Source organism: Mycobacterium sp. NPDC050441, assembly GCF_040655355.1.
Taxonomy (GTDB): Bacteria; Actinomycetota; Actinomycetes; order Mycobacteriales; family Mycobacteriaceae; genus Mycobacterium.
In genome coordinates, this window is record NZ_JBFAJS010000005.1 from 320,443 (window position 1) to 332,661 (window position 12,219).

At 66.2% G+C, this 12,219-nt stretch carries 11 protein-coding genes and 1 tRNA gene; 8 read left to right on the forward strand and 4 right to left on the reverse strand.

Annotated features, from left to right (window positions below; translation table 11 throughout):
• Positions 1–48: 48 nt before the first annotated feature.
• Entirely contained in the window at positions 49–552 is a 504-nt protein-coding gene (locus AB0I14_RS17180; RefSeq protein ID WP_358023640.1) for a hypothetical protein, read from the forward strand.
• Between the two features lie 13 nt (positions 553–565).
• Here the strand turns inward: AB0I14_RS17180 and AB0I14_RS17185 are convergent.
• From AB0I14_RS17185 to AB0I14_RS17200, 4 genes are all read right to left on the reverse strand, one after another.
• Positions 566–640 (reverse strand) — tRNA-Val (locus AB0I14_RS17185).
• 42 nt (positions 641–682) lie between these two features.
• Positions 683–1,153, reverse strand: a complete 471-nt coding sequence (locus AB0I14_RS17190; RefSeq protein ID WP_358024383.1) for a peroxiredoxin — start codon at positions 1,151–1,153, stop codon at positions 683–685.
• A gap of 28 nt (positions 1,154–1,181) precedes the next feature.
• On the reverse strand, positions 1,182–1,619 hold the full coding sequence (locus AB0I14_RS17195) for a DUF3052 domain-containing protein (RefSeq protein WP_358023644.1): 438 nt from the start codon (positions 1,617–1,619) through the stop codon (positions 1,182–1,184).
• Positions 1,620–1,767: 148 nt separating this feature from the next.
• Complete coding sequence (locus AB0I14_RS17200) at positions 1,768–2,340, reverse strand: hypothetical protein (protein ID WP_358023647.1); 573 nt, start codon at positions 2,338–2,340, stop codon at positions 1,768–1,770.
• Positions 2,341–2,485: 145 nt separating this feature from the next.
• Here AB0I14_RS17200 and aceE point away from each other — a divergent pair, with 145 nt between their 5' ends.
• From aceE to AB0I14_RS17235, 7 genes are all read left to right on the forward strand, one after another.
• Positions 2,486–5,275 carry a pyruvate dehydrogenase (acetyl-transferring), homodimeric type gene (aceE, locus tag AB0I14_RS17205; RefSeq protein ID WP_358023650.1) on the forward strand — a complete coding sequence of 930 codons (2,790 nt, stop codon included), beginning with the start codon at positions 2,486–2,488 and terminating at the stop codon, positions 5,273–5,275.
• Between the two features lie 98 nt (positions 5,276–5,373).
• Positions 5,374–6,657 carry a PucR family transcriptional regulator gene (locus AB0I14_RS17210; protein WP_358023654.1) on the forward strand — a complete coding sequence of 428 codons (1,284 nt, stop codon included), beginning with the start codon at positions 5,374–5,376 and terminating at the stop codon, positions 6,655–6,657.
• 172 nt (positions 6,658–6,829) lie between these two features.
• Complete coding sequence (locus AB0I14_RS17215; protein WP_358024386.1) at positions 6,830–7,750, forward strand: ACP S-malonyltransferase; 921 nt, start codon at positions 6,830–6,832, stop codon at positions 7,748–7,750.
• Between the two features lie 92 nt (positions 7,751–7,842).
• Complete coding sequence (gene acpM / locus AB0I14_RS17220) at positions 7,843–8,139, forward strand: meromycolate extension acyl carrier protein AcpM (RefSeq protein WP_003884427.1); 297 nt, start codon at positions 7,843–7,845, stop codon at positions 8,137–8,139.
• Positions 8,136–9,386 (forward strand): 3-oxoacyl-ACP synthase KasA, encoded by a 1,251-nt coding sequence (kasA, locus tag AB0I14_RS17225; protein ID WP_358023659.1) that lies wholly within the window; start codon positions 8,136–8,138, stop codon positions 9,384–9,386. The genes acpM and kasA overlap by 4 nt, the downstream gene beginning before the upstream one ends.
• Positions 9,387–9,465: 79 nt before the next feature.
• Entirely contained in the window at positions 9,466–10,719 is a 1,254-nt protein-coding gene (kasB, locus tag AB0I14_RS17230) for a 3-oxoacyl-ACP synthase KasB (protein WP_358023663.1), read from the forward strand.
• 29 nt (positions 10,720–10,748) lie between these two features.
• On the forward strand, positions 10,749–12,170 hold the full coding sequence (locus tag AB0I14_RS17235; protein ID WP_358023666.1) for an acyl-CoA carboxylase subunit beta: 1,422 nt from the start codon (positions 10,749–10,751) through the stop codon (positions 12,168–12,170).
• Positions 12,171–12,219 lie beyond the last annotated feature (49 nt).

Sequence of the window (12,219 nt, forward strand, 5' to 3'; positions counted from 1 at the left end):
GGCTGGGTATCGGCGATTCCGCGGATATGATCCGACGCGGAGGAACCCTTGAAAGAGCTCGTTGCCCCGGTTGCCGCTTCCCTGGCTATCGGTTTTGCGATCGGTGGCCTCCCGTCATCCGGCCCGCCGGCGGCCGCCCCGGAGCCACCGGCTCCGCCGCTGCCTCGTCCGGGCCTCTATACCGTCACCGAGACCTCTGCCGACCGTGCGCCTGAGCCCTACCACTGGACTTTGTCGGGGTGCGGCCCGCAGTGTCTGCACGTGCTCTCACCCGCGCCGGAGGGCACGTGGCAGCTGGACCTGGCCTGGGACTCCGCCGCCGATCGGCATCAGGGCGCGTGGGTCGGTGAGCGCGTCAACCCCGGCATGCCATGCCGGCCCGGCAGCCCCGAGTACAAGACGGGCCCGGTTCCGTTCAAATACGTCATCCGGCCCGATCTCACGGGATTCGTGAACATGAAGTTCTCCCGGGAGAGCCCGTCATGCCGGGGCGATACCGCCACGCGCGGGCAACGACTCGCGCTGCAGCGCGCAAAGCCGGTGTGGTCTTAGGACCGGGATTTGATGGTGGGCGCGGACGGTATCGAACCGCCGACCGCTGGTGTGTAAAACCAGAGCTCTACCACTGAGCTACGCGCCCCGTCGCAGGCACGGTACACGCCGAAGCGGCGTGACCGGAAATTCAGCCCCGCTCAGACTGCAATGCCTCCAATGCGTCCCGCCACACCGCCTGATCTCGCGCCTGGCCCGGTTCCATCATCTCGGCGAAGCGGATCTTCCCGGCCTTGTCGACCACGAAGGTGCCGCGGTTGGGGTAGCCGGCGTCGGAGTTGAACACGCCGTAGGCCTGGGTGACCGCGCCGTGCGGCCAGAAATCCGACAGCACCGGGAAAGTGAATCCACTTTCGATGGACCAGATCTTGTGCGTCGGGGGCGGGCCGACCGAGATGGCCAGTGTCGCGGTGTGGTCGTTCTCGTACACCGGGAGTTTGTCGCGGATCTCTCCGAGTTCGCCTTCACACACGCCGGTGAACGCCAACGGAAAGAACACCACCAGCACGTCTTTGGCGCTGCGGTACGCGCTGAGTGTGACGGGCCTGCCGTTCTGGTCCCGGAGCGTGAAATCGGGCGCCGGGGTACCGACAGCGAGCATCACCGTCTGTTGTTCGCGCAAGCGCTCATCACGGCCCCCGCTTGCCCGCGGCCTTCGACTTCGGCTGCACCAACCGGCTCGCCGTCCAGTCCCCCAACTTGGCCGACGAAGTCTGCATCAACCCGGCCGTCGGCGCCGATTCGGCGATCTCGGCGGGCAGCACGTGCCCGGGTTTACCTGTCTTTGGAGTCACCACCCAGATCACGCCGTCTTCGGCGAGTGGAGTGATGGCATCCATGAGCCGGTCGACGAGATCCCCGTCGTCGTCCCGCCACCAAAGCAAAACCACGTCGACGACCTCGTCCGAATCTTCGTCGAGCAGCTCTGACCCGCACGCTTCTTCGATGTCGACCCGGATGTCGTCGTCGCTATCCTCGTCCCAACCCAGTTCCTGGACTATCTGATCCTTCTGGATGCCCAGTATGTGGGCGTAGTTCGGGCCTGAGTCCGTCCCCGCCGCGACCACCTTCGGTCCTCCTTAACCTCTCTTCGAGCCTCTCTCAAGACTTTGACCACCACTCGTTCACTCACGTGCGCGATGCGTGTTGCGACCTATCGTCGCACGGCGAGGCATCTGTGCGGGTGTCCGGCAGGCGAGTTTGTCCGCCCACCTGTCAGTAAGCCTTGTCGCATCTGGTCAGTGCGTTCTCTCGCGCGGTGTTCGAGCGCTGCGATGCCGAGTTGAACTGGTCCGGGCCGACATGGCCGGAAATGGCGCTGACGAGGACTCTCGCCGAGTCGATCCACTCGGTCAGGGCGGCGTGCAGATCCGGGGACAGCGCGTCGGACAGGCCGGAACTGACCAGATCGGCGCTCCGGTTGAGCCCGTCGATCGCGGGGCCGGCCTTGGCCGCGGTGTCGCCACCGTTGTTGACCGCCTCGACGTAGCCGTTGACGGCGTTGACCGCGTCGACGGCAGAGGTGCTGAGGTCCTCGCACACGGTGTGCACGGCGCGCGTGGTCAATGAGGCCTGGCGTTCGGATTCGCGGGTCACCGAGCTTGCCGAGGATTCTTCGATGGACGCCTTCACCGACGCCCGGTAATCGGGGGCCGCGGCCGAATCAACCTGTGCGGTACCGCCGGTAACGGACGTACAACCCACCACGACCATCGCGATCACCGCAGCGCCACCGAGTGCGCGCGCGGCGATCCGCGCCTTTGTCCCAAACCGCCCATCAACCGGCACGATCTGCAGACGTTACCGGTTCACAAAGCAACCGATGAGTAACTTGCGCACCGCCACCCCCAGCGGCACGGAAGCGGCAAGATGGGTGGACGATAGAAGGTGCCACAAGCACTGTTAGTTGTTACCGCCTAACAAGGAGCGGAAGTTGACCACCGAGTTCGTGCGCCAGGATCTGGCCCAAAACTCCTCTACCGCAGCCGAACCCGACCGGGTACGGGTCATCCGGGAGGGAGTTGCCTCCTACCTTCCGGATATCGACACCGACGAGACCGCGGAATGGCTGGAGTCATTCGACGAGTTACTGGAGCGATCCGGTCCGGCCCGTGCCCGGTACCTGATGCTTCGCCTGCTGGAGCGCTCCCGCGAGAAGCGCGTCGCCATCCCGGCGCTGACGTCGACCGACTACGTCAACACCATCCCGACCGACCTGGAGCCCTGGTTCCCCGGCGACGAGGACGTCGAGCGACGCTACCGCGCCTGGATCCGGTGGAACGCGGCCATCATGGTGCACCGCGCCCAGCGCCCGGGAGTCGGTGTGGGCGGGCATATTTCGACGTACGCGTCGTCGGCGTCGCTGTACGAGGTCGGGTTCAACCACTTCTTCCGCGGCAAATCCCACCCGGGCGGCGGCGACCAGGTCTTCATCCAGGGGCACGCCTCCCCCGGCATCTACGCGCGCGCCTTCCTGGAAGGCCGGCTGACGACCGACCAACTGGATGGTTTCCGCCAGGAACACAGCCATCCCGGCGGCGGCCTGCCGTCCTACCCGCACCCGCGCCTGATGCCGGATTTCTGGGAATTCCCGACGGTGTCGATGGGCCTGGGCCCGATGAACGCGATCTACCAGGCCCGGTTCAACCACTACCTGCATGACCGCGGTATCAAGGACACCTCCGATCAGCACGTGTGGGCATTCCTCGGCGACGGCGAGATGGATGAGCCGGAGAGCCGCGGCCTGATCCAGGTGGCGGCCAACGAGGCGCTGGACAACCTGACCTTCGTGGTGAACTGCAACCTGCAGCGCCTGGACGGCCCGGTGCGCGGCAACGGCAAGATCATCCAGGAGCTGGAGTCCTTCTTCCGCGGCGCCGGCTGGAACGTCATCAAGGTCGTCTGGGGCCGCGAGTGGGATGCGCTGCTGCACGCCGACCGCGACGGCGCGCTGGTCAACCTGATGAACACCACGCCCGACGGCGACTACCAGACCTACAAGGCCAACGACGGCGCCTACGTACGCGACCACTTCTTCGGCCGCGACCCGCGCACCAAGGCCCTGGTCGAGCCGATGACCGATCAGGAGATCTGGAACCTCAAGCGCGGCGGTCACGACTACCGCAAGGTGTATGCCGCATACCGTGCCGCGATGGAGCACAAGGGCCAGCCGACGATCATCCTGGCCAAGACCATCAAGGGCTACACACTGGGCAGCCACTTCGAGGGCCGCAATGCCACGCACCAGATGAAAAAGCTTGCGCTGCAAGATCTCAAGGATTTCCGTGACGTCACGCGGGTGCCGATCACCGATGAGCAGCTCGAGCAGGATCCCTACCTGCCGCCGTACTACCACCCGGGGCCCGAGACACCTGAGATCCGGTACCTGCTGGACCGTCGCCGCGCCCTGGGCGGGTTCGTCCCGGCGCGCCGCAACAAGACCACCCCGTTGGCGCTGCCCTCCTCCGACGCCTACTCGGTGCTGAAGAAGGGATCCGGTAACCAGGCCGTGGCCACCACCATGGCGACGGTGCGCACCTTCAAGGAACTGTTGCGGGACAAGAACATCGGTCCGCGCCTGGTGCCGATCATCCCCGACGAGGCCCGCACCTTCGGCATGGACTCGTGGTTCCCCAGCCTGAAGATCTACAACCGCAACGGGCAGCTGTACACCTCGGTGGACTCGGCACTGATGCTGGCCTACAAGGAATCCGAGATCGGCCAGATCCTGCACGAGGGCATCAACGAGGCCGGGTCGACATCGTCGTTCACCGCGGTGGGCACGTCGTACTCCACCCACAACGAGCCGATGATCCCGATCTACATCTTCTATTCGATGTTCGGGTTCCAGCGCACCGGCGACGGCCTGTGGGCGGCGGCCGATCAGATGGCCAAGGGCTTCGTGCTGGGGGCGACGGCCGGGCGCACCACGCTGACCGGCGAGGGCCTGCAGCACGCCGACGGCCATTCGCTGCTGCTGGCGTCGACCAACCCGGCTGCGGTGACCTATGACCCGGCGTTCGCCTACGAGGTCGCCCACATCATCGAGAGCGGTCTGCAGCGGATGTACGGGGAGCACGCCGAGAACGTGTTCTTCTACATCACCATCTATAACGAGCCCTACGTGCAGCCCGCAGAGCCCGCCAACCTGGACACCGAGGCCCTGCTGCGCGGCATGTACCGCTACCGCCGGGCTCCCGAACAACGCACGAACACCGCTCAGATCCTGGCGTCGGGTGTATCGATGCCCGAGGCGCTGCGCGCGGCGGACATGCTGGCGGCAGAGTGGGATGTGGCCGCCGACGTGTGGTCGGTGACCAGCTGGGGCGAGCTCAACCGCGAAGGCGTGGAGATCGAGCGGCACCGGTTGCGCCATCCGGATCAGCCCGCCCGCACCCCGCACGTCACCAGCGCCCTGGCCGATGCAGCGGGCCCGGTGGTGGCGGTGTCGGACTGGATGCGTGCGGTGCCCGAGCAGATCCGGCAGTGGGTCCCGGGGACCTACATCACGCTGGGTACCGACGGCTTCGGCTTCTCCGACACCCGGCCGGCGGCACGGCGTTTCTTCAACACCGACGCCGAGTCGGTTGTGGTGGCGGCGCTGGAGGGGCTGGCGCGTGACGGCGAGATCGATCCGTCGGTGCCCATCGCGGCGGCCAAGCAGTACAAGATCGACGACGTGTTCGCCGCGGCCGTGTCCTACGTCGACACCGGCAGCGCCTAGCCAGTGGCCCCGCGCGGGCGGCCCCTCCGGATGGAGGGCTGCCGCTCGCGCGGGGCTACTTGGAGGAATCCACCAGAAAAGTGGCGTAGCTTTTAGGGATGACCGACAAGCGGTTCGTTCCGCCCAAGTCGACCGTCGAGGTCCTTGAGAGCGTGCCCGACTCGGTGCTGCGCCGGTTGAAGCAGTATTCCGGCCGGCTGGCCACCGAGGCGGTACACGCCATGGCGGAGCGCCTGGACTTCTTCTCCGATCTCGACGCATCGCAGCGGGCCAGCGTGCAGCTGGTGGTGCAGACCGCCGTGGTCAACTTCGTCGAATGGATGCGAGACCCGACCAGCGACGTCAGCTATACCGCCCAGGCCTTCGAAGTGGTGCCGCAGGACCTGCGCCGCCGGATCGCACTGCGCCAGTCGGTCGAGATGGTGCGGACCTCGATGGAGTTCTTCGAGGAGGTGGTGCCGCTGCTGGCCCGATCCGAGGCCCAGCTCAACGCGCTGACCGCGGGCATCCTGCGCTACAGCCGGGACCTGGCGTTCGCGGCGGCCAGCGCCTACGCCGACCAGGCCGAGGCCCGAGGCGCCTGGGATCTGCGGATGGAGGCCAACGTCGTCGACGCCGTGGTGCGCGGAGACACCGGACCCGAGCTGCAGTCCCAGGCCGCAGCCCTGAACTGGGATGCGACCGCGCCGGCCACGGTGATCGTCGGCCTGCCGCGACCGGACCGGTTGGACCTGGCCCGCGACGACATCCATGACGTCGTGAAGCGCCACGACCGGGCAGCACTGTCCGATGTGCACGGGACCTGGTTGGTGACGATCGTGTCTGGGGCGCTGTCAGCAACCGACCGCTTCCTGTCCGACCTGCTGTCGGTGTTCGCCGACGGCCCGGTGGTGACCGGGCCGACCTCCCCGACGCTGACGGCGGCGCACCGCAGCGCCACCGAGGCGATCTCCGGGATGAATGCGGTGGCCGGCTGGCCCGGCGCGCCCCGGCCGGTGTCAGCGCGCGAGCTGCTGCCCGAACGGGCCCTGATGGGCGATGCCACGGCGATCGCGGCACTGGAGAGCGAGGTCATGCGCCCGCTGGCCGATGCCGGCCCGGCACTCACGGAGACCCTGGACGCATTCCTGGATTCCGGGGGTGCCATAGAAGCTTGTGCACGCAAATTGTTCGTTCATCCAAACACGGTCCGCTACCGGCTGAAACGGATCGGCGATTTCACCGGCCGCGATCCAGCGGTGCCGCGAGATGCGTACGTGCTGCGTGTGGCTTCGACAACCGGCAGACTGAGCAAACAGCCATACCAGCCGAGCACGCCAAATGCCGGAACCATCGTGATACCGGCGATTCGCCCGGCACATTCGGCCAGACAACGGGCCTGAACTGGGCTCAACCGGCGTCGGAGAGGCTGTGACAGATTTCGCTCCGGTGAAGGCAACGTCGCATCACATGCACTTTTGTGGGGAACCTACAAAAACATAAGACAAGGTTCATAATCTCTTACACCCCACAAAACCGTCTTCACAGTGTTCTCTTAAAGACGTGCCTCAACCCGTGCTCGCATTGCTCGCTCCCGGACAGGGATCGCAGACGCCCGGCATGCTCTCCCCTTGGCTGGAGCTGCCCGGTGCGGCCGACCGCCTCGCCACGTGGTCGCAGATCAGCGGCCTGGATCTGGCGCGCCTGGGAACCACCGCCACCGCCGAGGAGATCACCGACACCGCGGTGACGCAGCCGCTGGTGGTGGCCGCCACGCTGCTGGCCTACGAGGAACTGACGAAGCGCGGTGTGCCCGAGACCGCCGAGACACTGGTCGCAGGCCATTCCGTCGGCGAGATCGCCGCCTACGCCATCGCCGGCGTCATCTCTGCCGACGATGCGGTCAAGCTGGCCGCCACCCGTGGCGCCGAGATGGCCAAGGCCTGCGCGGTCGAGCCGACCGGCATGTCCGCGGTGCTCGGCGGCGACGAGGCCGAGGTGCTGGCCCGGCTGGAGTCGCTCGACCTGATCGCCGCCAATCGCAACGCCGCGGGCCAGATCGTGGCCGCAGGCGCGATCGCTGCGCTGGAGAAGCTCGCCGAGGATCCGCCGGCCAAGGCCCGCGTCCGTCAGCTGGCCACCGCAGGCGCGTTCCACACCCGGTACATGGCCTCCGCGCTGGACGGGTACTCCGCCGCCGCCGAATCTGTAACGACCTCTGAGCCCACCGCGACACTCCTGTCGAACGCGGACGGCCAGCCGGTCACCTCAGCTGCCGATGCCATGGAGAAGCTGGTGTCCCAGCTGACCAAGCCGGTGCGCTGGGATCTGTGCTCCGCCACCATCCGGGACCGCTTCCAGGGCGCCGAGCGCGCCGGGATCGTCGAGTTCCCGCCGGCGGGCACCCTGGTCGGTATCGCCAAGCGTGAACTGAAAGGCACACCGACGCGGGCGGTCAAGGCCCCCGCAGACCTGGATGGCTTGGACGAGCTGTAAGTCCAGCGACAACTGAATAAGCAGTAAGACCAGAACGTCCCGAATTGTCCTCCGCACCCGGAGGGCGCTTTCAACAACAAGAAGGAGCCATTGTGGCCGCCAGTCAAGAAGAAATCATCGCCGGTCTCGCCGAGATCATCGAAGAGGTCACCGGCATCGAGCCGTCTGAGGTGACCCCGGAGAAGTCGTTCGTCGACGACCTGGACATCGACTCGCTGTCGATGGTTGAGATCGCCGTCCAGACCGAGGACAAGTACGGCGTGAAGATCCCCGACGAGGATCTGGCCGGCCTGCGCACCGTCGGTGACGTCGTCTCCTACATCCAGAAGCTCGAAGAAGAGAACCCCGAGGCTGCCGCCGCCCTGCGCGAGAAGTTTGGCTCGGAATGACCAGACCTTCCACTGCTAACGGAGGCTTCCCGAACGTCGTGGTGACTGCCGTGGAGGCCACCACGGCGCTCGCTGCTGACATCGAGAGCACGTGGAAGGGCCTCCTGGCCGGAGAAAGCGGCATCCGTGAGTTGACCGACGACTTCGTCACCAAGTGGGACCTTCCGGTGCGTATCGGTGGTCACCTGGTCGACGACATCGACAGTCACCTGACCCGCATCGAGTTGCGCCGTAATTCCTACGTGCAGCGCATGTCTTTGGTGCTGGCCCGCCGGCTGTGGAAGAACGCGGGTGCGCCCGAGGTCGATCCGGATCGTTTCGCGGTCGTGATCGGCACCGGTCTCGGTGGTGGCGAGAAGATCGTCGAGACCTACGACGCGATGAACGAGGGCGGGATCCGAAAGGTCAGCCCGCTCGCCGTTCAGATGATCATGCCGAATGGTGCCGCCGCGGTTGCCGGCCTGGAGCTGGGTGCCCGCGCCGGGGTCATCACCCCGGTGTCGGCATGCTCGTCGGGTTCTGAGGCCATCGCCCACGGCTGGCGTCAGATCGTGATGGGTGACGCGGACTTCGCCGTTGTCGGCGGCGTGGAAGGCGGTATCGAGGCACTGCCGATCGCGGCGTTCTCGATGATGCGCGCCATGTCGACCCGCAATGACGATCCCGCGGGTGCGTCCAGGCCGTTCGACAAGGATCGCGATGGCTTCGTGTTCGGTGAAGCCGGCGCGATGATGATCATCGAGACCGAGGAGCACGCCCTGGCTCGTGGCGCCAAGCCGCTGGCCCGCGTGATGGGTGCCGGTATCACCTCGGACGCCTTCCATATGGTCGCTCCGGCGGACAACGGTCAGCGTGCCGGTGCCGCGATGAAGCGTGCGATGGAAACCGCAGGCCTGGAAGCCAAGGACATTGAACACATCAATGCCCACGGCACGGCCACCCCGATCGGTGACACCGCCGAGGCCAACGCCATCCGGGTTGCCGGATGTCAGAACGCTGCGGTCTACGCGCCGAAGTCGGCGTTGGGTCACTCGATCGGTGCAGTCGGTGCGCTGGAGTCGGTGTTGACGGTCCTCGCGTTGCGGGACGGCGTGATTCCCCCGACGCTGAACTACGAGACACCGGATCCCGAGATCGATCTCGATGTGGTTGCGGGCGAGCCTCGTTATGGCGACTACAAGTACGCCATCAACAACTCGTTCGGGTTCGGTGGCCACAATGTGGCTCTGGCCTTTGGGAAGTACTGAGGCCGGGCACACGACCCGGTAGGTACCCCCGGAAGGTAAAACAACCGAGGGAATGCACGGAAGGAAGAACTCCGTAAATATGGCGGGATTGTCCACTGGGAATGGTCTTCCCAATGTGGTTGTCACCGGCGTAGCCATGTCAACGGCGCTGGCAACCGATGCTGAGAACACCTGGAAGAAGCTGCTCGACAGTCAGAGCGGGATCCGGTTACTCACCGACCCGTTCGTCGAGCAGTACGACCTGCCGGTTCGTATCGGCGGGCACCTCCTAGAGGATTTCGATCATGAGCTGACGCGGGTCGAACTGCGCCGGCTGTCATATTTGCAGAAGATGTCGACGGTGATCGGCCGCCGGGTTTGGGCCAATGCAGGCTCCCCGGAGGTCGATACCCGCCGCCTCATGGTGTCCATCGGCACCGGCATGGGTTCTTCTGAGGAACTCCTGTTCGCCTATGACGCCATGCGGAACAAGGGCCTACGCGCCGTGTCGCCGCTGGTGGTCCAGATGTACATGCCGAACGGGGCGGCGGCGGCCGTCGGTCTCGAACGCAAGGCCAAGGCCGGCGTCAGCACCCTGATCTCGGCCTGTGCGTCCGGCTCGGAGGCGATCGCGAACGCGTGGCGCAACATCGTGCTCGGGGAAGCCGATATCGCCATCTGCGGTGGCGTGGAGACCAAGATCGAGGCCGTGCCGATCGCCGGATTCGCGCAGATGCGCATCGTGCTTTCCAACAGCAACGACGATCCCCAAGGCGCTTGTCGCCCGTTCGACAAGGATCGCAACGGCTTTGTGTTCGGCGAAGGCGCTGCCCTCATGGTGATCGAAACCGAGGAGCACGCCAAGGCCCGCGGCGCCAATATCCTGGGCCGGCTCATGGGGGCGAGCATCACCTCTGACGGCTACCACATCGTGGCGCCGGACCCCAACGGCGAGCAGGCTGGTCACGCCATGACCCGCGCCATCCAATTGGCGGGCCTGCAGCCCACTGACATCGATCACATCAACGCGCATGCCACCGGCACCAGCGTCGGCGATGTGGCCGAGGGTAAAGCAATCAACAATGCGATGGGCGGCCATGTGCCCGCGGTATACGCGCCCAAGTCCGCGCTCGGCCATTCGGTCGGCGCGGTCGGTGCGGTCGAGTCCATCCTGACGGTGATGGCGCTGCGCGACGGCGTCATTCCCCCGACGCTCAACCTGCACAACCTCGATCCGGAGATCGATCTGGACGTGGTGGCCGGTGAGCCGCGACAAGGCGACTACAAGTACGCCATCAACAATTCGTTCGGATTCGGTGGGCACAACGTCGCGCTCGCCTTCGGGAAGTACTGACCCAGCGCTTTCCACTAGAGGAGACCTTTATGACGATCATGGCCCCCGAAACTGCTGCTGAATCGCTCGACCCGCGCGATCCGCTGCTGCGCCTGCAGACCTTCTTCGATGACGGCAGCGTCCAGCTGCTGCACGAGCGGGACCGCTCCGGCGTGCTGGCCGCGGCAGGCACGGTCAACGGCGTTCGTACGGTGGCGTTCTGCACCGACGGCACCGTGATGGGCGGCGCCATGGGCATCGAGGGCTGCGCCCACATCGTCAACGCGTACGACAACGCGATCGAGGAGCAGAGCCCGATCGTGGGGATCTGGCACTCCGGCGGCGCGCGGCTGGCCGAGGGCGTCAAGGCGCTGCACGCGGTCGGTCTGGTCTTCGAGGCGATGATCCGGGCGTCGGGTTACATCCCGCAGATCTCGGTGGTCGTCGGCTTCGCTGCCGGCGGTGCGGCCTACGGACCGGCCCTGACCGACGTCATCATCATGGCCCCGGACAGCAAGGTGTTCGTCACCGGTCCGGACGTCGTTCGCAGCGTCACCGGTGAGGACGTCGACATGGTGTCGCTCGGCGGCCCCGACGCCCACCACAAGAAGTCCGGTGTGTGCCACATCGTGGCCGACGACGAGCTCGACGCTTACGAGCGCGGTCGTCGTCTGGTCGGATTGTTCAGCCAGCAGGGCCATTTCGATCGGACCAAGGCCGAGGCCGGCGACACCGACCTGACCGCGCTGATGCCCGAATCGGCTCGTCGCGCCTACGACGTGCACCCGATCATCGAGGCTCTGCTCGACGAGGGCGTGCCGTTCGAGGAATTCCAGGCTAAGTGGGCCCCGTCGATCGTGGTCGGTCTCGGCCGGCTCGCGGGCCGGTCGGTCGGCGTGATCGCCAACAACCCACTGCGTCTCGGTGGCTGCCTGAACTCCGAAAGCGCCGAGAAGTCAGCACGTTTCGTGCGGCTGTGCGACGCCTTCGGCATTCCACTGGTGGTCGTCGTCGACGTTCCGGGCTACCTGCCGGGCGTGGATCAGGAATGGGGCGGCGTGGTCCGTCGCGGCGCCAAGCTGCTGCACGCATTCGGTGAGTCCTCGGTCCCCCGCGTCACCCTGGTGACCCGCAAGATCTACGGCGGCGCCTACATCGCGATGAACTCGCGTTCGCTCAATGCCACGAAGGTGTTCGCCTGGCCGGACGCCGAGGTCGCCGTGATGGGCGCCAAGGCCGCCGTCGGCATCCTGCACAAGCGCAAGCTGGCCGCCGCCCCGGATCACGAGCGTGAGGCGCTGCACGAGGAACTCGCGATCGAGCATGAGCGCATCGCCGGCGGTGTGGATTCGGCGATCGAGATCGGCGTGGTCGACGAGAAGATCGATCCGGCCCATACCCGCAGCAAGCTGACGCAGGCACTGGCCGAGGCCCCGCACCGGCGCGGCCGCCACAAGAACATCCCGCTGTAAATCTTCAGCGCGAGCGCAAAGTCCCCGACACGCTCTGGCGTGCGGGGAC